21 protein-coding genes are annotated in these 21,484 nt (G+C 67.7%); 15 read left to right on the forward strand and 6 right to left on the reverse strand.

Annotated features, from left to right (window positions below; all coding sequences use genetic code 11):
- Positions 1-8: 8 nt before the first annotated feature.
- Entirely contained in the window at positions 9-860 is an 852-nt protein-coding gene (locus ACZY08_RS10680; RefSeq protein ID WP_463744874.1) for a dienelactone hydrolase family protein, read from the reverse strand.
- Positions 861-976: 116 nt separating this feature from the next.
- Between ACZY08_RS10680 and glmS the strand changes: the two genes are divergently transcribed.
- Both glmS and ACZY08_RS10690 read left to right on the forward strand, forming a co-directional pair.
- Entirely contained in the window at positions 977-2,854 is a 1,878-nt protein-coding gene (gene glmS / locus ACZY08_RS10685) for a glutamine--fructose-6-phosphate transaminase (isomerizing) (protein ID WP_463744873.1), read from the forward strand.
- An 84-nt stretch (positions 2,855-2,938) separates the two neighbouring features.
- Positions 2,939-3,859: an alpha/beta fold hydrolase gene (locus ACZY08_RS10690; RefSeq protein WP_463744872.1), complete on the forward strand. Its 921-nt coding sequence runs from the start codon at positions 2,939-2,941 to the stop codon at positions 3,857-3,859.
- 19 nt (positions 3,860-3,878) lie between these two features.
- On the opposite strand, the gene ACZY08_RS10695 is transcribed toward ACZY08_RS10690, so the two are convergent.
- Both ACZY08_RS10695 and ACZY08_RS10700 read right to left on the reverse strand, forming a co-directional pair.
- Complete coding sequence (locus ACZY08_RS10695; RefSeq protein WP_463744871.1) at positions 3,879-4,637, reverse strand: DeoR/GlpR family DNA-binding transcription regulator; 759 nt, start codon at positions 4,635-4,637, stop codon at positions 3,879-3,881.
- 36 nt (positions 4,638-4,673) lie between these two features.
- Entirely contained in the window at positions 4,674-6,623 is a 1,950-nt protein-coding gene (locus tag ACZY08_RS10700; RefSeq protein WP_463744870.1) for a PTS mannitol transporter subunit IICBA, read from the reverse strand.
- A gap of 195 nt (positions 6,624-6,818) precedes the next feature.
- Here ACZY08_RS10700 and ACZY08_RS10705 point away from each other — a divergent pair, with 195 nt between their 5' ends.
- Positions 6,819-7,898, forward strand: a complete 1,080-nt coding sequence (locus ACZY08_RS10705) for a zinc-dependent dehydrogenase (protein WP_463744869.1) — start codon at positions 6,819-6,821, stop codon at positions 7,896-7,898.
- A gap of 2 nt (positions 7,899-7,900) precedes the next feature.
- On the opposite strand, the gene ACZY08_RS10710 is transcribed toward ACZY08_RS10705, so the two are convergent.
- Together ACZY08_RS10710 and ACZY08_RS10715 are read right to left on the reverse strand one after the other, a co-directional pair.
- Positions 7,901-8,572, reverse strand: a complete 672-nt coding sequence (locus ACZY08_RS10710; RefSeq protein ID WP_463744868.1) for an MSMEG_1061 family FMN-dependent PPOX-type flavoprotein — start codon at positions 8,570-8,572, stop codon at positions 7,901-7,903.
- An 8-nt stretch (positions 8,573-8,580) separates the two neighbouring features.
- Positions 8,581-9,540 carry a PDR/VanB family oxidoreductase gene (locus ACZY08_RS10715; protein WP_463744867.1) on the reverse strand — a complete coding sequence of 320 codons (960 nt, stop codon included), beginning with the start codon at positions 9,538-9,540 and terminating at the stop codon, positions 8,581-8,583.
- Positions 9,541-9,633: 93 nt separating this feature from the next.
- Here ACZY08_RS10715 and ACZY08_RS10720 point away from each other — a divergent pair, with 93 nt between their 5' ends.
- Positions 9,634-10,248, forward strand: a complete 615-nt coding sequence (locus tag ACZY08_RS10720) for a TetR/AcrR family transcriptional regulator C-terminal domain-containing protein (RefSeq protein WP_463781794.1) — start codon at positions 9,634-9,636, stop codon at positions 10,246-10,248.
- Here ACZY08_RS10720 and ACZY08_RS10725 read toward each other — a convergent pair.
- Positions 10,140-11,123, reverse strand: a complete 984-nt coding sequence (locus ACZY08_RS10725) for a DMT family transporter (RefSeq protein WP_463744865.1) — start codon at positions 11,121-11,123, stop codon at positions 10,140-10,142. The genes ACZY08_RS10720 and ACZY08_RS10725 overlap by 109 nt on opposite strands.
- A 57-nt stretch (positions 11,124-11,180) precedes the next feature.
- On the opposite strand from ACZY08_RS10725, the gene pdxR reads away from it, so the two are divergent.
- From pdxR to ACZY08_RS10780, 11 genes are all read left to right on the forward strand, one after another.
- Positions 11,181-12,596 (forward strand): MocR-like pyridoxine biosynthesis transcription factor PdxR, encoded by a 1,416-nt coding sequence (pdxR, locus tag ACZY08_RS10730; RefSeq protein WP_463781796.1) that lies wholly within the window; start codon positions 11,181-11,183, stop codon positions 12,594-12,596.
- Between the two features lie 95 nt (positions 12,597-12,691).
- Positions 12,692-14,110: an NAD(P)H-hydrate dehydratase gene (locus ACZY08_RS10735; protein ID WP_463745289.1), complete on the forward strand. Its 1,419-nt coding sequence runs from the start codon at positions 12,692-12,694 to the stop codon at positions 14,108-14,110.
- Between the two features lie 29 nt (positions 14,111-14,139).
- Positions 14,140-15,522, forward strand: a complete 1,383-nt coding sequence (locus ACZY08_RS10740; protein WP_463744863.1) for a glutamate decarboxylase — start codon at positions 14,140-14,142, stop codon at positions 15,520-15,522.
- A 10-nt stretch (positions 15,523-15,532) separates the two neighbouring features.
- Positions 15,533-16,168, forward strand: coding sequence for an AAA family ATPase (locus ACZY08_RS10745; RefSeq protein ID WP_463744862.1), 636 nt, complete (start codon positions 15,533-15,535; stop codon positions 16,166-16,168).
- 47 nt (positions 16,169-16,215) lie between these two features.
- The gene (alr, locus tag ACZY08_RS10750) at positions 16,216-17,385 is read left to right on the forward strand and encodes an alanine racemase (RefSeq protein WP_463744861.1); all 1,170 of its coding nucleotides are present in this window, start codon (positions 16,216-16,218) and stop codon (positions 17,383-17,385) included.
- A complete protein-coding gene (locus tag ACZY08_RS10755) occupies positions 17,382-18,470 on the forward strand; it encodes an alpha/beta fold hydrolase (protein WP_463744860.1) in 1,089 nt (362 codons plus the stop codon). Before alr ends, ACZY08_RS10755 begins: the two co-directional genes overlap by 4 nt.
- The gene (gene tsaE / locus ACZY08_RS10760) at positions 18,463-18,930 is read left to right on the forward strand and encodes a tRNA (adenosine(37)-N6)-threonylcarbamoyltransferase complex ATPase subunit type 1 TsaE (protein ID WP_463744859.1); all 468 of its coding nucleotides are present in this window, start codon (positions 18,463-18,465) and stop codon (positions 18,928-18,930) included. The genes ACZY08_RS10755 and tsaE overlap by 8 nt, the downstream gene beginning before the upstream one ends.
- A complete protein-coding gene (gene tsaB, locus ACZY08_RS10765) occupies positions 18,927-19,559 on the forward strand; it encodes a tRNA (adenosine(37)-N6)-threonylcarbamoyltransferase complex dimerization subunit type 1 TsaB (RefSeq protein WP_463744858.1) in 633 nt (210 codons plus the stop codon). The genes tsaE and tsaB overlap by 4 nt, the downstream gene beginning before the upstream one ends.
- The gene (gene rimI, locus ACZY08_RS10770) at positions 19,556-20,017 is read left to right on the forward strand and encodes a ribosomal protein S18-alanine N-acetyltransferase (protein WP_463744857.1); all 462 of its coding nucleotides are present in this window, start codon (positions 19,556-19,558) and stop codon (positions 20,015-20,017) included. The genes tsaB and rimI overlap by 4 nt, the downstream gene beginning before the upstream one ends.
- Positions 20,014-21,036 (forward strand): tRNA (adenosine(37)-N6)-threonylcarbamoyltransferase complex transferase subunit TsaD, encoded by a 1,023-nt coding sequence (tsaD, locus tag ACZY08_RS10775; protein WP_463744856.1) that lies wholly within the window; start codon positions 20,014-20,016, stop codon positions 21,034-21,036. Before rimI ends, tsaD begins: the two co-directional genes overlap by 4 nt.
- Positions 21,033-21,461, forward strand: coding sequence for a nuclear transport factor 2 family protein (locus ACZY08_RS10780; protein WP_463744855.1), 429 nt, complete (start codon positions 21,033-21,035; stop codon positions 21,459-21,461). Before tsaD ends, ACZY08_RS10780 begins: the two co-directional genes overlap by 4 nt.
- Positions 21,462-21,484: the final 23 nt, after the last annotated feature.

A 21,484-nucleotide genomic window follows, 5' to 3' on the forward strand; every position in this document is an offset into this window, starting at 1 on the left:
ACGCGCGGTCACGGCTTGAGCAGCGCGACGACCTTGTCCTCCAGCGCCACCGGATCGGCATTCGGATCGGCCGCTTCGGTGTGCGGCAGGTCGACGTCGGGATCGGCGAAATCGCGGTAGGTCTTGTCCCCGGCCAGTGTGGCCAGCAGATACCCGGTGAGCAGGGCCCGGACGATCTTCTGGGTCTCGCGGTCGGCGCCGGGCAGCCCGATGAAACGAGCCAGCCGGCGCCCCTCGACGAGGCCGCCGGCCTTGGCCTTGCTGACCGTCCGCAATGTGGCGCCGTTCCACGCCCGGGCCAACTCCACGGCGTTCGAGCGCAGCGTCATCGGGTCGCCGGGGTCGGTGAGGATCAGGCCGGGCACCCGCAACGCCGACGCGGGTTCTTCGGCCTGTGGCTTGGTCACGGTCGGAAAGAGCGACACCACTGCTTTCGGGCGGTGCGCGTCACCTGCCATCCCGGCAGCGGCGAAGACTGCGGCCGATCCGCCGAAGCCGTGCCCGACGACGCCTCGCTTGCCCGGATGCACGCTGATCTTGCCCGGTCCGAGCCGCACGCCGGTGATGATCTCCAGTGCCGCACCCAGGTCGAAGGCCAAATTGAGGACCGACGGAGCCAGCCCCTTCTCGGTGTCGGGTGCTGCGGCCACGATTCCCCACGAAGCGAGATGCTCCAGTGTGCCCGTGTAGTTGCCGGCCTGGGCCATCCAGTCGTGGCCGAAGACCACACCGGGCAGGTTCAGGCCGGACTCCGGGGTGTACACCACGCCCGGCATCCCGGCGAAAGCCAGGTCGCCGCGCAGAACGCGATGCGGCCCCCGGCGGGACAACCCTGCGAAAAGCTTCTTTGTGCTGGCCACGCGTTGACCGTAGCGCAGCGCGCCCAATCGGGGCCCGGGTGCGGACATGGTGATTTGCGTCAACCGCCGTCGCGCAGAATCGGGTCACGGGCCCGACTGCACTACCCTGGGACCTTATGTGTGGAATCGTCGGCTACGTCGGGGCGCGCCCGGCCCGAGGCATCGTCGTCGACGCGCTGCGCCGGATGGAATACCGCGGCTACGACTCGTCGGGCATCGCGTTGATCGACGGCAACGGCGGCCTGACGGTACGTCGCCGGGCCGGCCGGCTGTCCAACCTCGAGACTGCCCTCGCCGAGACCGACGATGGCGTGCTGAGCGGTAGCACCGGCCTGGGTCACACCCGCTGGGCCACCCATGGCCGGCCCACCGACCGCAACGCGCACCCGCACCGCGACGCGGCGGGCAAGATCGCCGTCGTCCACAACGGCATCATCGAGAACTTCGCAGTCCTGCGCGCCGAGCTGGAAGCCGACGGGGTGGAGTTCGCCAGCGACACCGACTCCGAGGTGGCCGTGCACCTGGTGGCCCGGCAGTACCGCGACGGCGCGACCGCCGGAGATTTCCCGGCCTCCGTGCTCGCCGTCCTGCAGCGCCTGGAAGGCCACTTCACCCTGGTGTTCGCCAACGCCGACGATCCGGGCACGATCGTGGCCGCGCGCCGGTCCACCCCGCTGGTGGTCGGCATCGGCGACGGCGAGATGTTCGTCGGCTCCGATGTGGCGGCATTCATCGAGCACACCCGCAACGCCGTGGAACTCGGCCAGGACCAGGCCGTGGTGCTGACCGCCGAGGGTTACCGCATCACCGACTTCTTCGGCAGGGACGATCTGCAGGCCGGCCGCGACTTCCGGGAATTCCACATCGACTGGGATCTCGATGCCGCCGAAAAGGGTGGCTACGACTACTTCATGCTCAAGGAGATCGCCGAGCAGCCCGCCGCTGTCGCTGACACCCTGCTGGGGCATTTCGTCGACGGCCGCATCGTGCTCGACGAGCAGCGCCTGTCCGATCAGGAATTGCGCGAGATCGACAAGGTCTTCATCGTCGCCTGCGGTACGGCATACCACTCCGGGCTGCTGGCCAAGTACGCCATCGAGCACTGGACCCGCCTGCCCGTCGAGGTCGAGCTTGCCAGCGAGTTCCGGTACCGGGACCCGGTGCTGGACCGCAGCACTCTGGTGATCGCCATCTCGCAGTCCGGCGAGACCGCCGACACGCTGGAAGCGGTGCGGCACGCCAAGACGCAGAAGGCCAAGGTGCTGGCCATCTGCAACACCAACGGCAGCCAGATCCCGCGCGAGGCCGACGCGGTGCTCTACACCCGGGCCGGGCCGGAGATCGGCGTGGCCGCCACCAAGACGTTCCTGGCCCAGATCGCCGCGAACTATCTGGTGGGTTTGGCCTTGGCGCAGGCCCGCGGTACGAAGTATCCCGACGAGGTCGAGCGCGAGTACCACGAGCTGGAAGCCATGCCCGATCAGGTGAGCCGGGTGTTGGCCGGCATCGAGTCGGTGTTCCAGCTGGCGCAGCGGTTCGCGACGTCGCCCACGATCCTGTTCCTGGGCCGCCATGTCGGCTACCCGGTGGCGCTGGAGGGTGCGCTCAAGCTCAAGGAGCTGGCGTACATGCACGCCGAGGGGTTTGCCGCCGGCGAGCTCAAGCACGGCCCGATCGCGTTGATCGACGACGATCTACCGGTGATCGTGGTGATGCCGTCACCCAAGAACGCGCAGATGCTGCACGCCAAGCTGCTCTCGAACATCCGTGAGATCCAGGCACGTGGCGCGGTCACCATCGTCATCGCCGAGGAGGGCGACGACACGGTGCGCCCCTACGCCGATCACCTGATCGAGATCCCGGCGGTGTCAACGCTTTTCCAGCCGCTGCTGTCGACCATTCCGCTGCAGGTGTTCGCTGCCGGGGTGGCCCGGGCTCGGGGTTACGACGTCGACAAGCCGCGCAACCTGGCCAAGTCCGTCACCGTCGAGTAGCCGCGCCATCCCGTCGAGCGTGAAGAAGATCGCGAGCTTTCCGAGAAATCTCGCGATCTTTCGCACATTCGGCGTCGAGGTCTGATGGATCTACGGGTTCCCGAGGTCAACATCGCTGGGCGATGGGCCCGTGACGGGCTGGGCGCATTCGCATCCGAGGCGGCGTTCACTCATTTCCTGGGCACGTACGAGGCCGGGATGGCGACGCTGCCGCCGTTCGAGTTGTTCGACGTGCCAACCACATTCGGGACCGTGCGGGCCTATCGCTTCGCCGGGCCGGCCACCGGCGCACCGGCAATCCTGTTGCCCGGCCGCAACGCGTCGACGCCGATGTACCGAACCAACCTCGAATCCCTGCTGAAGCACCGCACGGTCTATGGCATCGACCTGCTCGGCGAGGCCGGCCTGTCGGTGCAGCACAAGCCTGTTCGCGACGCCCCGGATCAGGCCCAGTGGCTCGACGAGACGCTGGCCGGCCTCGGCTTGGAAAAGGCGCACCTGCTCGGTGTGTCGATGGGCGGCTGGACCGCAGCCAACGGTGCGGTGCACCGGCCCGCGCGGATAGCGTCGATCACCTTGCTCGATCCGGTCTTCACCTTCACCGGTGTTCCGGTCAAGGCGATACTGGCCTCGGTGGCACTGTTCGCTCCGGGCGTGCCGGAGCAGTGGCGCCGGAGGGTGCAGAGCTGGATAGCCGGGGGTGCCGATCTGGATGCCGCCGAGATGGAAGCCGCGCTGATCTCCGCGGGTTCAACGGATTTCACGCTCCACACTCCGATGCCGAAACTGTTCAGCGATGAGCAGCTGCGGGGCATCCGCGTACCGGTGCTGGCATTGATCGCGGGCCGCAGCGTCATGCTCGACCCAGCGCGCGCCGTCGCGCGGGGACGAGAGTTGTTGCCGCGCGGGAATATTGAACTCTGGCCCGACGCCTCTCACGCCATCAACGGTGAATACCCGGAAGAGATTGCGCAGCGGGTGGGCCAATTCTGGGGCGCCGCGTAACCCTTCGCCGGACTGCTCCTCAGGCGCGGATCACCGACGTCCCCAGCGCTTCGAAACGCTGTGCTTCCTCCGCGGGCAACTCGGTGCCGGTGACGATCGACTCGAAATCGGAGACTTCCGCGAACCGGCAGAAGCTCGTCTCCCCGAACTTGGAATGCGCGGCCACCAGCACGCACCGCTGTGCAACCCTCACCGCCGTCTGCTTCACCGCTGCCACGGCGGGATCCGGTGTGGTGAGGCCATGCTCGGCGGTGATCCCGTTGGTGCCCAGGAACGCGATATCGATGACAAGGCTGCTCAATCGCTCGACCGCCCAGTGGTCGACGGTGGCCAGGGTGCGCCCTCGCATTCGCCCACCGATCATCAGGACGGTGACGGTCTCGCTGTGGGCCAGCGCTTCGGCGGCCAGCAGCGACGATGTCACAACGGTAAGTTCCTGATCGACGAGCTGTTCGGCGATCAGCCGGGGCGTGAAACCCTCGTCGAGATAAACGGTTTCGGCGCCGTGCAACAGATGTGCCGCCGCGGCAGCGATGCGGTGCTTCTGGGCCAGATCCACCTGGCTGCGGTATTCGACGGTGGATTCGAACGCGGCGGTCTCCAGTGGAATCGCGCCGCCGTGTACACGTTTGAGCAGTCGTCTCCCGGCCAGCGCCTTGAGGTCGCGGCGGATGGTCTCGGCAGCGACGTCGAGTTCGTCGGCCAGCGTCAGGACGTCGACGCGGCCGCGGCTGCGCGCGAACTCGACGATGCGGCTCTGGCGGGTATCTGAATCCACGCTTGCCATTCTGGGGCAGCCCGGGTGTCGTGTCGGTTATTTGCTGTCGGACAGCACCGCGCGCACGTCGTCTGCGCTGGTCGCCGCCCGCAGCCGGGCCACCTCATCCTTGTCGAGGAAGACGTGGGCGATCTTGGTCAGCAGTGCCATGTGGTCGTTGCCCAGACCGGCGATTCCGACCACGAACTCGGCGGGTTTGCCGTTCCAGTCGATGGGTTCGGGGTAGCGCACGAAGGAGATCCCGGTACGGCGGATCGCGGTCTTGGCCTCATTGGTGCCGTGCGGGATGGCCAGACCGTTGCCCATGTAGGTCGACACCGACTTCTCGCGCTCGTGCATGGCATCCACGTAGGCCGGCTCGACGGCGTCCGCTGCGACCAGCAGGGCGCCGGCCTCGTCGATGGCCGCGTCCGCTGAGGTGGCGGTGCCGGCCAACACGATCGAATCCAGCGGTAGTACATCGTTTTCCATGTCATCGGGCTGCTCCTCGGCAACCCCACTGGCGGAGGCATTCGTGTTCCGCAACATCTCCACGATCTCGTCGTAGCGGGGTGAACTCATGAAGTCCTCCACCGAGACATGAACGGCCGATCCGGTTTTCAGACGAGCCCGGTCGGTGAGGTCGCGGTGGGTCACCACCATGTCGTAGGTGTCGGTGAGGTTCGCAATCGATCGGTTGGTCACCGTGACGTCACCGAATCCCGCGGAACGGATCTTCTTGCGCAGCACCGAGGCGCCCATCGCCGAGGACCCCATGCCGGCGTCGCAGGCGAACACGATGCTGGTCACCGGGCCCCGGTGCGCACCGACCAGGGCTGAAGCCACGCTGGACTTCTTGCCCTTGAGTGCCTCCATCTCCGCGGTGGCCGCGGCCAGATCGGGTTCGTCACCGGCCCGGTCGGTCTTGAGCAGCAGTGAGGCGACGGCAAACGAGACGGCGGCGGCGCCGAGCACCGACAGCGTCACGCCGAGGTAGCTGCCGCCGGCGGTCTGTGCGTAGATCGCGATGATCGAACCGGGCGCGGCCGGGGCGCGCAGCCCGGAACCGAACAGCACGTTGATGAAGACGCCGGTCATGCCGCCGAGGATGGTCGCGGCGATCAACTTGGGCTTCATCAGCACGTAAGGGAAATAGATTTCGTGGATGCCGCCGAAGAACTGGATGATCGCGGCGCCCGGTGCCGAGGCGCGGGCAACGCCGCGGCCGAACACCATGAAGGCCAACAGGAGTCCCAGGCCGGGCCCGGGGTTGGCCTCGAGCAGGAACAGGACCGATTTGCCGGTCTCCAGCGCCTGGGTGGTGCCCAACGGTGTCAGCACCCCGTGGTTGATGGCGTTGTTGAGGAACAGCACCTTCGCCGGTTCGATGAGCAATGAGGTCACGGGCAGCAGGTCGTTGTTGACCAGGAAGTCCACCGCGTGTCCGGCGGCCCGGGTGAACGATGACACGATCGGCCCGACGCCGAAGAAGCCGAGGATCGCCAGCAGCATGCCCAGGATGCCGGCGGAGAAGTTGTCGACCAGCATTTCGAAGCCGGGCCGGATCTTGCCCTCCCACAGGGCGTCGGCCTTCTTCATCGCCCAGCCGCCCAGTGGCCCCATGATCATCGCGCCCATGAACATCGGGACGTCGGCACCGGCGACCACGCCCATGGTGGCGATCGCGCCGACGACAGCGCCGCGGTTGCCGTGGATCATCCGGCCACCGGTGTATCCGATCAGGACGGGCAGCAGGTAGGTGATCATCGGGCCGACGATGCCGGCGCCGTCGTAGCTGCCCCAGCCGCCGATCTTGGCCACCCACCCGTCGGGGTCCTTGAGCCCGGAGAAGATGGCCTGCAGCCAGCCCTGCTCGATGAACAGGGCGGTGATCAGGCCCCAGGCGATGAAGGCGCCGATATTCGGCATCACCATGTTCGACAGCGAGGTGCCCAGCTTCTGCACATGCACCCGGACCCCGGTGCGTGGCGCTTCGACAGTGGACATCTGACGACCTCCGATCTTGCCGGCTGCTGGGTGACGCCGGTCACATGCATGCTCAGTACATCGCATAAGTGGGCATCTTCGCAAGCAATCGGGCGTAAATGGGCGCAGAAAACTGTGGTTTTATGACCGGATCAGCGTTAGGGTGCTGATACCGACCCGGTTAGCGCCATTCCCTGCGAGTCGAGAGGACCCGTCATGAAAGCCCTGCGTTACTACGCCCCCGAGGACGTCCGGCTGGAGGATGTACCGGAGCCCCAGTGCGGCCCCGGCGAGGTGAAGATCCGGGTTCGCAACTGCTCCACCTGCGGCACCGATGTCAAGATCCTGCACAACGGGCACCAGAACCTGACCCCACCGCGCACCATCGGCCATGAGATCGCCGGTGACATCGTGGAGGTGGGTGCCGACGTGAATTCCACCTATGGCACCGATTGGGCCGAGGGCGACCGCGTCCAGGTGATCGCGGCGGTCCCGTGCGGAGAATGTCACGAGTGCCGCAAGGGCTGGATGGCCGTTTGCCAGAACCAGACGTCGATGGGGTACCAGTACGACGGCGGGTTCGCCGAGTACATGATCGTTCCGCGCCAGGTGCTCAAAGTCGATGGGCTGAACCGGATTCCGGACAACGTCAGTTACGACGAAGCGTCGGCGGCCGAACCGTTCGCGTGCGCGATCAACGCGCAGGACCTGCTCGGTATCGAGGAGGGCGACACCGTCGTGGTGTTCGGCGCCGGACCGATCGGCTGTATGCACATCCGCATCGCGCGCGGGGTGCACAATTGCGGCCCGGTCTATCTGGTCGACGTGAACGAAAGCCGGCTCAAGATGTCGGCCGACGCCGTGCATCCCGACGGGGTGATCAACGCGGCGGAGGTCGACGTCGTCGAGAAGGTGATGGAACTGACCGGCGGCCGCGGCGCCGACGTCGTCATCACCGCCACCGCAGCAAACGTCACTCAGGAACAGGCCATCGCGATGGCCGCCCGAAACGGGCGTATCTCATTCTTCGGTGGATTGCCCAAGACCAACCCCACCATCACGTGCGATTCGAACATCGTGCACTACCGGCAGTTGCACATCCACGGTGCCAACGGTTCCGCGCCTGAGCACAACAAGCGTGCGCTGCTGTACATCTCGACCGGACAGGTGCCGGTGAAGGACCTCATCACCCGCCACATCCCGCTCGACGACGTGCTGGACGCGTTCTCGATCGTGCAGAACGGTGAGGCCATCAAGGTGACGGTCGAGCCTGCCGCTGCGACCGCGCCGGTCTGAGGTCAGTACAGCTCGTTCTCGTAGTGATCGTCGATCACCGCATGAAGTGAGCCGGCCAGGTCGCCGAGTTTCTCGGCCATCTTCGCCGCGCTCTCGGTGATCGTGAGGGTGTAGAAGTCTCCGCCCAACGTCACGGCTTCGGCCAGTCCCCGGCTGTCTCCTTCCCAGAGCTTGGCCCGGATCACGGCCTTGCCGCACTGACCGAACACTTCGCGAATGCGCACGATGGTGGCCAACACAGCGGGTTTGCCGTCGGCGCTGAGCATTTCGAGCAGTTCGGGGTCGTCGGTGACGAACGCGTCCCCGTTCACCCGGATCACCTCGCGGATGCCCGGCACGAAGAAGACCAGTCCTACCGCGGGATGCTTGGTGATGTTCTCGTGAGTGTCGGCCAGTTTGTTGCCCGGCCGGTCCGGGATGGCGAGCGTCCACGGGTCGAGGATTCGCACCGAACCCGGTGGGTCGCCGCGCGGGCTGGTGTCCAATTGGCCGTCGGCGCCCACCGTGGCCATGCAGAAGAACGGACTGTGCGCGATGAACCGGGCCGAGAATTCGCCGAGTTTCGGCTCCTTCTTCTCCGCGATGAACCGCTCCGGGTGCCCGACGATCTCCCTGACCCGCTCCATCGAGATCGGGGAGTACGAATCTGCCGCTGTACCTGTGGTTTTCACCATCGCCTCCATCACACGTCGAGAATGAGTCGGGGAGTCTGTGCCCGGGAAACGCAGATGAACATGCGATCGTTGGCGGCGCGCTCAGAGTCGGAGAGGATGTCGTCGCGATGGTCGGGTACTCCGTCGACGACGGCGGTCTCGCAGGCACCGCAGATACCCGATCGGCACGACGACGGCACGTTGATCCCGGCGCCATCGAGGGCGGCGAGAATGCTCTGGCCCGCTTCGACTTTGACGGTTGTGCCCGAGGCTGCGCACACCACCTCGACCGGCTTGTCTTCGGCAGCGGGCGCCCGTTCGCGCGGCTTGAAGCGCTCGAGATGCAGGCTGTCCGCCGGCCAGTGTGCGGTGGCGTCCTGCAGCGCCGACAGCAGCGCCGAGGGGCCGCACGCATAGATCTTCACCGCGGGCTGAACCTCGGCGAAGTGCTCACCGAGAGGGATGCGACCGTCGGCGTCAGAGGCGTAGAGGCTCACCCGCATTCCGTATCCGCGGAGTTCGTCTGAGAACGGCATCGAGGTCGCGGTGTGCCCGCCGTAGAGCAGTTTCCAGTCCAGACCCCAGGCCTCGGCCTGACGGATCATCGGAAGGATCGGGGTGATTCCGATGCCGCCGGCCACGAACACATATGAGGCGGCCTGCTGCAGTTGGAAGGTGTTTCGCAGGCCGGCAACCGTAAGTTGTTGTCCTGGTCGCAGAAACGCGTGCACGTACTCGGACCCGCCGCGGCTGGTGCGTTCCCGCCGGACCCCGATGCGGTAGTACGACCGCTCGCCGACCGGCCCGCACAACGAGTACTGGCGCTGGATGCCGGTCGGCAGGACCAGGTCGATGTGTGCGCCCGGGTCCCAGGCCGGTAGTAGCTCACCGGCACGCGGCTGCAATTGCACGGATACCACGCCATCGGCTTCCCAACGCAGCTGCCGCACGGCGACGCCGATTCCGTCGGCTGGCAGTTCGTCTCTCACACACCCTCCTTCCGCGTTAACAATGTTAATTGCAGTTCAGAGCGTAATGATAACGTTGTTAACGTGTCAACCGCCCCGACTGGACGTGATCGCGTGGCACTGGCAAACCTGTCGTTGGACAGTGTGGTCGGTGAAGCCTTGGCGCTGGTCAACGAGGGCGGGCTGGAATCGCTGACGATGCGACGGCTGGCCGACCGGCTGCGGGCCCACCTCCCGACGATCTACCGGCTGGTGGACGGCAAGGACGCCCTGATGGACGAGATGGCCGAGACGATTCTGGCGAAGGCGCTCGAGAGCTCTGACACCGATCGTCCGGAGTGGGCCGATCGCGTCAAAAGTCTTGCCGCGGGCCTGCGTTCGGCTCTGCTGGCGCAGCGCGACGGAGCCCGTATCGTCGGCGGCAACTACGCCGCCAAGCGGGCCAACCTGACCTTTGTCGACACGCTCGTAGGCAGTATCCAGGCCGGCGGTCTGGTCCGGGATCATGCCTTGTGGTCTGCCAGCTCACTTTTCTGCTACGTCCTCGGTGAAGTTCTTGAGCAGCAGGGCGCCGCCGGTGGTGAGACCGAGACGCTCGAAGCTGTGGTTCGCGCCGGGCACTACCCGCACCTCGCGTCCAGTCCCGCCGAGCAGTTGCTCGACTTCGGCGCGCGATTCGAGTTCGGGCTGGGCCTGCTCATATCGGGCATGCGTTCCCTCGATGGCTGAACCTGCCCGGCTACCCGCTTGTCGCTGAAACCCAGTGCCAGCCCTGCGGCAATCAATCCGATGCCCACCCACACCAGCGCCGCGGGTGGTGTGCCGGTGACGGGTATGCCGATCACCGCGGCGGCAATGGGTGCCACTCCGGTCAGTAGCCCGGCCGGTCCGGCGCCAAGTGTGTGCACGCAGGTGTACCAGAGGACGAACGCGACCGCCGTCACGCAGACGGCCAGATAGCCGATCGCCAGGATCTCGCCGGCATCGAAAGTGCCTGCCGCTCTGGGCCCTTCGGTTGCCAGCGCCAGCACGCCGAACATCGCGGCGGCCATCCAGGTGGTGTGTACAGACACTCCGGCGGGACCGTGTGACCCGAGGACTGGCACAGCCAGCAGCGTGAAGCCGGCCTCGCAGCTGAAAACGACTATGGCCCAGAGTAATCCGACGGCGTCGGCGCGGCCGAGCCCTTCCACGATGACAGCGCCGATGCTGACCACGCCGGCCGCGGCAAGCACACGGCTCCCTGGCCGGTGGCTCTCTAGTAGCGGCCCCACCGTCGCCAGTGCCAACGGCACGCATGCCACCGCGACGGCCAGCACCGCCGGTTCGGCGTGGCGTGATCCGTACACCAGGGCCACGTTGAACAGCACCAGGCCGGTCACGGTGACGCCGAGTAGCCAGAACCACTCGCTGCCGCGGGGGCGGCGCAGCGGTCGGCCGGTGAGCCGGAGCCAGGCGAGCAGCAGCAGGCAGGCAATGGCGTAGCGCAGTGCCTGCGCGGTGTGCAGTGGCGCGTCGGCGAGGGCGCTCGAGACGGCGACGCTGCCGCCGACGAACGTCATACCGAGGGCGCCGGACAGGCCGGCACGGGCAGGGCTGGACATGTGACCATCTTCGGGCCAACATGGTCCAACAAATAGAACCAAGTCTGGACATCTCTAATGGACCAAACGGTGCGGGATGCGGTCGGCGCAGATTTTCTACAGCTCGATCCGGCGACTGCCCCGGCGCGCGGCCTGACCGACTGGCTCGCAGATGCGCTGCGTGGCGCGATCGCCGACGGGAGGCTGACGTCGGGTACCCGCTTCCCCGCGACCCGGATCCTGGCCGGCGAACTGGGGATATCTCGCGGCGTCGTCGTCGAGGCCTACCGACGGCTGGCCGACGAAGGTCTGGTCGGGGGACGCGCCGGGGGTGGCACCCACGTGCTCACGCAACCGGTCCGGCCGCCACGGGTAGGCCCCGCGGCGCCGTCGGTGTCACGTCTGCCGCGTTCCCGCCTACCGGTAGGTGAGGGGATCGACCTCTCGCCGGGAGTGCCCGATCTGTCGGCATTTCCCCGCAGTGTCTGGCTGCGCGCCGAACGGGCGGTGCTGGCCGAGGCCACTCCGGACGACCTCGGCTACGGAGATCCCCGCGGTCATCCCCGGTTGCGCGCGGCACTCGCCCCGTGGCTGGGCAGGACGCGCGGGCTGCGCATCGAGCCCGACGACATCCTGGTCGTCGCGGGCGTCGCGCAGGCCATTGCCCTGCTGGCCCAGCAGTTGCGCGGTGAAGGGCTCGACACGGTCGCCGTCGAGGATCCCGGCTCGCGCGGTGCGGTCGACGAACTCGAGTACTGGGGATTGCGCCCGGTGCCGGTCCCCGTCGACGGCGACGGCATCGTCGTCACGGAGCTGACTGCCACTGGCGCACCCACCGTCTTCCTGACTCCGGCGCATCAGTTCCCGACGGGCGTGGTGCTCGGCCCGCAGCGGCGCCGCGAGCTGCTCGAGTGGGACGGCGAGCTGATCATCGAAGACGACTACGACGCCGAATACCGCTATGACCGCGCACCCGTGCCGGCCATGCATCCGTCGGCGCCCGATCGCATCGCGTATGCCGGCAGCACCTCGAAGAGCCTCGCACCCGCACTGCGTCTGGGCTGGCTGGTTGCGCCGCGGGAGCGACGGCCCGGCCTGGTGGCGGCCAAGCATGCCACCGACCTCGGAAGCCCGACTGTGCCGCAACTGGTGCTCGCGCGGTTACTGGAATCCGGCGAGTACGACCGCCATGTCCGGCTGGTCCGGGCGCGGCACCGGGCCCGGCGCGATGCCCTGCTGGGCGTGCTTGCCACCGCGATCCCCGCTGCGACGGTGACCGGTGTCGCCGCCGGGCTGCACCTGCTCGTCAGCCTGCCCGAGGGAGTCGACGACGTTGCGCTGGCCGACGAGCTGCGTGAGGCCGGCGTTCTCGTGCACCCGGTGTCATGGCACCGGCGGCTACCCGGACCGCCAGGCCTGGTTGTCGGGTACGCATCGCATCCACCGGACCGGTTACGCGAAGCTGCAGCCGTGATCGCCCGCATCGTGGGGTAGCCCGCTCGGCGCAAATCTGTGACCGTGCCGAGCAAACACACGTAACCTGTTGGCGCGCGGCAAAGTCGAAGACACCTCGAGTGGAGCGGGAGCTGATGCGGTACTACTACTCGGCCGATGTGATCCGTGCGGCCGAGGCGCCACTGCTCGCATCACTGCCCGACGGGGTGCTGATGGGCCGCGCCGCCTATGGGCTGGCGACGGCGATCGCGACGGAGTTGAAGCTGCGCACCGGTGGTGTGGCCGGCCGGCGGATCTGCGCGGTCGTGGGTTCCGGCGACAACGGCGGCGATGCCCTGTGGGCGGCGACGTTCTTACGTCGTCGCGGAGCGGCGGCCGATGCCGTCCTGCTCAACCCTGACAAAACTCACACCAAGGGCCTGGCCGCATTCCGGAGCGCCGGTGGTCGGGTGGTGTCCGGGATCGCGGCCGGAACCGATCTGGTGATCGATGGTGTTGTCGGCATCTCCGGACGCGGTGCGTTGCGTCCCAACGCCGCGGCGGTATTCGAGGCCAACACGGTGCCCGTGGTGGCGGTCGACATCCCCAGCGGCCTCGACGTGCAGACCGGCGCCGCCGAAGGCCCACATGTGCGTGCCGCTCTGACCGTCACATTCGGCGGCCTCAAACCTGTTCACGCACTGGGGGAGTGCGGTCGCGTCGAACTCATCGACATCGGACTGGGCCTGGCGCCCAGCGACCTCGCCGGATTCGAAGTGGCCGATGTGCGGGCGCGGTGGCCGATTCCGGGGCCGCACGATGACAAGTACACCCAGGGCGTGACGGGCGTACTGTCCGGGTCGTCGACCTATCCCGGTGCGGCCGTGCTGAGTGCCGGTGCCGCCGTCGCCGCCACCTCGGGCATGGTCCGCTATGCGGGAAGCGCTGCACCGCAGGTGCTTTCACATTGGCCAGAGGTGATCGCCTCGCCTACCCCGCAGGAGGCAGGCCGGGTGCAGGCCTGGGCGGTGGGGCCGGGTCTGGGTACCGACGAGACCGCGAGGGCGGCATTGGATTTCGCGCTCCAATCCGATCTTCCGGTCATCGTGGACGCTGACGGGCTGACGATGCTCGCCGCCGACCCGGGCCCGCTCACCGGCCGCGGCGCGCCGACCGTGCTGACCCCGCATGCCGGCGAATTCCAGCGGCTGGCCGGCCATCCGCCGGGCGCTGACCGGGTGACGGCCACCCGCGAGCTGGCGCAGCGACTCGGAGTCACGGTGCTGCTCAAGGGCAATGTCACCGTCATCGCAGAGCCCGGTTCGGCGGGCATGACGTACCTCAATCTGGCCGGCCAGTCCTGGGCTGCCACAGCGGGATCCGGTGATGTGCTGACGGGCATCATCGGCGCATTGCTGGCGGCCGGCCTGCCCGCCGGAGAGGCCGCCGCCGCGGCAGCCTTCGTCCACGCCCGCGCCGCCAACCTGTCGGCGGCCGATCCCGGCCCGAGCCCGGCGCCCACCTCGGCGTCGCGCATCCTCGCCCACGTCCGCGCCGCCATCGCCTCGCTGTAAACAGTTCGCCGCAACGAAAAGGACTTGCCATGTCGCACAAGCACCATCGCACCCCGCACATCTCGCCGGCCTACACCGGCCGGTTGGCGATGGCGCCGGTCCCGTCGCTGCGTCTGCCCGACGAGGCCATGGATCCGCAGGCGGCCTACCGGTTCATCCACGACGAGCTCATGCTCGACGGCAGCTCCCGGTTGAACCTGGCGACGTTCGTCACCACGTGGATGGACCCCGAGGCCGAGAAGCTCATGGCCGAGACGTTCGACAAGAACATGATCGACAAGGATGAGTACCCCGCCACCGCCGCGATCGAAGCGCGCTGCGTGAGCATGGTCGCCGACCTTTTCCACGCCGAAGATCTGCGGGACGACGATCCGTCCAGCGCGTGCGGAGTCTCCACGATCGGATCCAGCGAGGCGGTGATGCTGGGCGGGCTCGCGCTCAAGTGGCGGTGGCGCGAGAAGGTCGGAAAAGATTGGAAGGGGCGCACGCCCAACCTGGTGATGGGTTCCAACGTCCAGGTGGTGTGGGAGAAGTTCTGCCGCTACTTCGACGTCGAGCCGCGGTACCTCCCGATGACCGAGGACCGTTACGTCATCACCCCCGAGCAGGTACTCGACGCGGTCGACGAGGACACCATCGGGGTGGTGGCCATCCTGGGCACCACTTACACCGGTGAACTGGAACCGATCGCCGAGATCTGCGCGGCGCTCGACACGCTCGCTCAAGACAAGGGCCTCGACATCCCCGTGCACGTCGATGCCGCCAGCGGCGGATTCGTCGTCCCGTTCCTGCACCCCGACCTGGAGTGGGACTTCCGGCTGCCGCGCGTGGTGTCGATCAACGTCAGCGGCCACAAGTACGGGTTGACCTACCCGGGCATCGGCTTCGTGGTGTGGCGCGGCAAGGAGCATCTGCCCGAGGATCTGGTGTTCCGGGTCAACTACCTGGGCGGTGACATGCCGACGTTCACCCTGAACTTCTCCCGGTCCGGCAATCAGGTGGTGGGCCAGTACTACAACTTCCTCCGGTTGGGGCGGGCCGGGTACACCCAGGTGATGCAGTGCCTGTCGCAGACCGCGCGCTGGCTGGGCGACGAGCTACGGGACAGTGAGCACTTCGAGCTGATCACCGACGGTTCGGCCATCCCGGTGGTCAGCTTCCGGCTCAAGGGCAATTCGGGCTACACCGAGTTCGACGTATCCGAGGGCTTGCGCTCCTTCGGCTGGCAGGTCCCGGCGTACACCATGCCCGAGGGAGCCACCGACGTCGTGGTGCTGCGCGTCGTCGTGCGTGAGGGTTTCTCGGCGGATCTGGCACGGGCGCTCAAGGACGACATGATCACCGTGCTCGGCCGGCTCGACAAGCTCAAACCGCGCGGCGCGTTCGACGACCTGCAGCCGTTCGCGCACTAGCGTCGGCGGCATGCTGCTGTGGATCAATGGACCATTCGGGGTCGGAAAGACCCAGACCGCATACGAACTCAACCGCCGCCTGGCCGGCAGCGTGGTCTGCGACCCCGAATTCGTCGGATACGGTCTGCACCGGACGATGCCGCGCGAGCTGCGCAGGGATTTTCAGGACTTTCCGGCCTGGCGGCAAGGGGTTTTCGAGGTGCTGGACCACACTTTGCGACGGTTCGACGGGCCGGTCATCGCACCGATGACCGTCTTCGAGCCGAGCTACTTTGCCGAGACAGTCGGTCGTCTGCGCGACGCGGGTCACAACGTTTTGCACTTCGCACTATTGGCGCAGCGGGAAACGGTCGTGAAGCGGCTGTCCGACCGCGGGTTGGGTTTCGGACGACTGCTGCGCCACGGCGGACCGCGCGAGCTGCCGGTATGGGGCGACGCATTCGCGGTCGAACGGCTCGACCGCGGTCTCGAGAGTCTGTCGAGGCCGGAGTTCGCCGAACATATCTGGACCGACACCGTCGGAATACCCCAGGTGGCCGACCGGATCGCCGCGACCGCCGGGCTGACCCTGGCGCCCAACACCGACGGCGAGATCCGGGCCCGGATGCGCCGGCTGGCGGTCACCGCGCGTCACATCCGGCTGTGATCTGCCCCGATGCGTGCCTCTGGGACAATGGTCGGCGGTGATATGACATGCAGACGACCGAACGCGAGACATCGCTGATCCCGCACGCCTCTCCACGGGCGGTGGTGGATCTCGGCGCGATCGACCACAACGTCCGCCTGCTGCGCGAACATGCCGGCAGCGCCCGGGTGATGGCGGTGGTCAAAGCCGACGGTTACGGGCACGGCGCCGTCGAGGTGGGTCGGGCCGCGGTGGCCGCCGGGGCCGCCGAACTCGGGGTGGTGACGATCGCCGAAGCCGTGGCGCTGCGGGCCGGCGGGATCACCGCTCCGGTGTTGTGCTGGTTGCATCCGCCGGGCACCGACTTCACGCCCGCGCTGGAAAACGACGTGCAGATCGCGGTGTCCTCGGTGCGTCAACTCGACGAGGTGCTGGCGGCCGTGCGCCAGACCGGCCGTGCCGCGACGGTCACGGTGAAGGTGGACACCGGCCTGAGCCGCAACGGTGTCAGCCCGGCAGATTTCCCCGCGATGGTCGCCGCGCTGGGCCGGGCCCAGTCCGACGGCGCGATCCGGGTGCGCGGCATCATGAGTCACCTGGTGCACGGCGACGAGCCCGACAACCCGTTCAACGAGCTGCAGGGCAAGCGCCTGACCGCGATGCGCGAGCAGGCCGCCGAAGGGGGCGTGGTGTTCGAGGTGGCCCACATCGCGAACTCGCCCGCAGCGATGACCCGTCCGGATCTGGCCTTCGACATGGTGCGGCCCGGGATCGCCGTATACGGCCTCAGCCCGATCCCGGAGCTCGGCGACATGGGTCTGGTTCCCGCCATGACCTTGAAATGCCCTGTCGCGCTGGTTCGTTCGGTGCACGCCGGCGACGGGGTGTCCTACGGTCACCGGTGGATCGCCGACCGGGACACCACGCTGGCACTGCTACCGGTGGGATATGCCGACGGCATCTTCCGCTTGTTGAGCGGGCGGATCGAGGTGCTGATCAACGGGAGGCGCTGCCCGGCCGTCGGGCGGATCTGCATGGATCAGTTCGTCGTCGACCTCGGCCCGGACGTCAACGACGTCGCCGAAGGCGACGACGCGATCCTGTTCGGCCCCGGCACCCAGGGCGAACAGACCGCCCAGGACTGGGCCGAACTGCTCGGCACCATCAACTACGAGGTGGCCACCAGCCCACGCGGCCGGATCACCCGCACCTACCTAGAGGCAGGTCGCGAGCGTTGAGTCGCAATGCTCAGTGGCTGGCCGGTGCGGCCGGGGTCACCGCCGTGGGCACGGTGGCGGGCCGGTCGGTGGCGCGGTCGCTGACCCGGCGCAGCACCGGTGAGGATCCCTATCTGGGTGAGGATTTCGAACGCCTGGACGCCGATCGTAGTTCCGTGGTGACAACCGACGACGGGGTGCCGCTGGCCGTGCGGGAAGTCGGCCCGAACGACGCGCCGCTGACAGTGGTCTTCGCCCACGGATTCTGTTTGCGCATGGGCGCCTTCTACTTTCAGCGCACCCGGCTGGCCGAACAGTGGGGTCCGCAGGTGCGGATGGTGTTCTACGACCAGCGCGGCCACGGTCAGTCGGGGATTGCACCGCCGGACACCTACACCGTCGAACAACTCGGACGTGATCTGGAAGCCGTTCTCGCCGTGACGGTTCCACGCGGCCCCGCAGTGCTGGTCGGACATTCGATGGGCGGCATGACGGTCCTCTCGCATGCGCGACAGTTCCCGCGCCGCTATCCGAAACAAATCGTCGGCGCCGCGGTGATCTCCTCGGCGGTCGAAGGCGTGGCGCGCTCACCGCTGGGGGAGATCTTGCGCAACCCGGCGCTGGAGGCGGTGCGGTTCCTGGCCCGCTATGCCCCTGGTGCGGTGCACCGCACCCGCGGCGCCGCCCGGTCGGTGATCGGACCGATCCTGCGGGCGGCGTCCTACGGCGACGAGTCCGTCAGCCCGAGCGTGGTCGAGTTCTCCCAACGGATGATGCACGGCACGTCGATCACCACCCTCGTCGAATTCCTGCACGCCCTCGAGGTCCACGACGAGGCCGGCGCCCTGCGGGTGCTGGCCAAGGTGCCGACACTGATCGCCTGTGGTGACCGGGACCTGCTGACCCCAATGGAATACTCAAAGGCCATGGCCGCACAGCTACCCCGCTCCGAACTGGTGATCGTCGGGGGAGCCGGTCATCTGGTCCAGCTTGAGGAGCCCGTGGTGATCGACGACGCACTGGTCCGTCTGGTGGAGCGGGCCACGCCCTCCAAACTGGTCACGCTGTCCCGCCGGGTCCGCGATCGGGTCTGGTTCCGTGGCTGAGCGCAGCGCCGGTACGGCCGAACTCGCCACCACTGAGGACACCATCGCCCTCGGCGCAACGCTGGGCGCGGGGCTGAAAGCCGGTGATGTGGTGGTGTTGTCGGGCCCGCTGGGTGCCGGCAAGACGGTGATGGCCAAGGGCATCGCGGCGGCCATGGACGTGGACGGGCCGGTGGTCTCACCGACGTACGTGCTGGCCCGGGTGCATCCGCCCCGGCAGGCCGGCCGCCCCGCGATGGTGCATGTGGACATGTACCGACTGCTGGACCATCCCGGTGTCGATCTGTTGGGTGAGCTTGATGCGCTCGACCTCGACACCGATCTTGACGACGCCGTCGTGGTGGTCGAGTGGGGTGAGGGCCTGGCCGAACGGCTCTCCGATCATCACCTGGACATTCGTATCGAGCGCGACACCGGCACCGAGACGCGCACGGTGATCTGGCAGTGGAGCGCCCCATGAACATCTTGACCATCGATACCTCGACCCCGGCGGTCAGCGCCGGCGTGGTCCGCCAGGTTCCGGAGGGCGTCGTGGAGGCCCTCGCCGAGCGGGTGACCGTCGATGCCCGTGCCCACGCCGAACAGCTGACGCCGAACGTGCTCGGTGCCGTGTCTGATGCCGGGATCACCGTTGCCGATCTCGACGCGGTCGTCGTCGGCTGTGGGCCGGGCCCGTTCACCGGGCTGCGGGTGGGAATGGCCAGTGCCGCGGCCTTCGGCCATGCGCTGGGCGTTCCGGTGCACGGGGTGTGCAGCCTGGACGCCATCGGTGTCCACACCGACGGTGACGTGTTGGTGGTCACCGATGCGCGGCGCCGCGAGGTGTACTGGGCGCGTTACCGCGACGGAGTCAGGGTCGACGGCCCCGCCGTCAACGCACCCGCCGACGTTGTCGTGGATTCCACGGTGGCTGCGGTGGCCGGGTCACCCGAGCACGCCGCAATGTTCGCGTTGCCTCGGCTCGAGGTGGTGTACCCGACGCCCGCGGGCCTGGTGCGCGCCGTCGCCGACTGGGACGACCCACAACCCCTGGTGCCGCTGTATCTGCGCCGACCCGACGCCAAACCCTCTGCGGCGGTGCGGAAATGATCGTGTTCGACGCACTGACCCGTGCTGATGCCACGCGGTGCGCCGAGCTGGAATCCAAGCTGTTCGCCGGCGACGATCCCTGGCCGGCCACGGCGTTCCTGGCCGAACTCGACGCCAAGCACAATCGCTACCTCGCCGCCCGCAGCGACGACGTCCTCGTCGGCTATGCCGGTATCTCCCGGCTGGGCCGAATGCGCCCGTATGAGTACGAGATCCACACCATCGGCGTCGACCCGGACTTCCAGGGGCAGGGGATCGGACGCCGGCTGCTGAACGACCTGCTCGACTTCGCTTCCGGCGGAACGGTTTTCCTGGAAGTTCGCACCGACAACGAACCGGCCATCGCGCTGTACGAGAGTGTCGGATTCGCCAACATCGGCCTGCGCAAGCGGTACTACCACGCCAGCGGGGCCGACGCCTACACCATGCAACGCCTTCCCCAAGGGGGCCCGACGTGATCATCCTGGCCATCGAAAGTTCTTGTGACGAAACCGGGGTCGGTATCGCAGACCTCGCCGAAGACGGAACCGTAAGGCTTCTCGCCGACGAAGTCGCCTCCAGCGTCGACGAGCACGCCCGCTACGGCGGCGTCGTACCCGAGATCGCCTCGCGCGCACACCTGGAAGCCCTCGGGCCGACAATGCGCCGGGCCCTGGACACCGCTGGCATCGAACGGCCTGACGTCGTCGCCGCGACCATCGGGCCCGGGCTGGCCGGTGCGCTGTTGGTCGGGGTGGCCGCGGCGAAGGCATACGCGGCCGGCTGGAACGTCCCGTTTTACGGCGTCAACCATCTGGGTGGGCACCTGGCCGCCGATGTGTACGACCACGGACCGCTTCCCGAGAGCGTCGGTCTGCTGGTCTCGGGTGGGCACACCCATCTGCTGCACGTGCGGTCGTTGGGCGAGCCGATCATCGAGTTGGGCAGCACCGTCGACGATGCGGCAGGGGAGGCCTACGACAAGGTGGCCCGGCTACTCGGACTGGGTTATCCCGGGGGAAGGGTGCTCGACGAGCTGGCCCGCACCGGTGACCGCAACGCCATCGCCTTTCCGCGGGGCATGACCGGGCCGCGGGACGACCCGTACGTGTTCAGCTTCTCGGGACTGAAGACCGCGGTGGCTCGTTATGTAGAGGGCCACCCGGAGGCCTCGCAGGCCGACGTCGCCGCCGGTTTCCAGGAGGCCGTCGCCGACGTGCTGACCGCGAAGGCCGTGCGCGCGGCCACCGACCTCGGGGTGTCCACCCTGCTGATCGCGGGCGGGGTGGCGGCCAACTCCCGGTTACGTGAGCTCGCCGAGGAACGCTGCGCGGCAGCGGGCCTGACCCTGCGGGTGCCGCGGCCGCGGCTGTGCACTGACAACGGCGCGATGATCGCGTCGTTCGCGGCACACCTGATCGCGGCGGGGGCGGCCCCCTCGCCGCTGGACGTGGCCAGCGATCCGGGGTTGCCGGTGGTGAAGGGACAGGTGGCATGAGTTCGACGGGCGACAAGCTTGAGGTCACCGAGCTGCTGTACCGCTACGCCGAGCTGATCGATGCGGGCGACTTCGACGGGGTCGGGAAACTACTGGGCCGCGGCTCGTTCATGGGCGTGGCGGATGCGTCGGCGATTGCGAAGTTGTTCGCGCACACCACCCGCCGATTCCCGGACCACGGCAACCGCACCCGAACCCGCCACCTGGTGCTCAACCCGATTGTCGACATCGAGGATGCGCGGGCAACGGCCCGCTCGACGTTCGTCGTCGTGCAGAACACCGAGACCGTGCCGCTGCAGCCCATCGTGGTCGGCCGCTATGCCGATGTGTTCGCCCGTGACGACCACGGCTGGTATTTCACCGAGCGCAAGGTCGACGTCGAGATGGTCGGAGACGTGTCTGATCATCTGAACATCCCGTTATAGGGGTGGAGTATCACGCCGGCCGG

The sequence above is a fragment of the Mycobacterium sp. IDUB_9 genome (genome assembly GCF_055419505.1).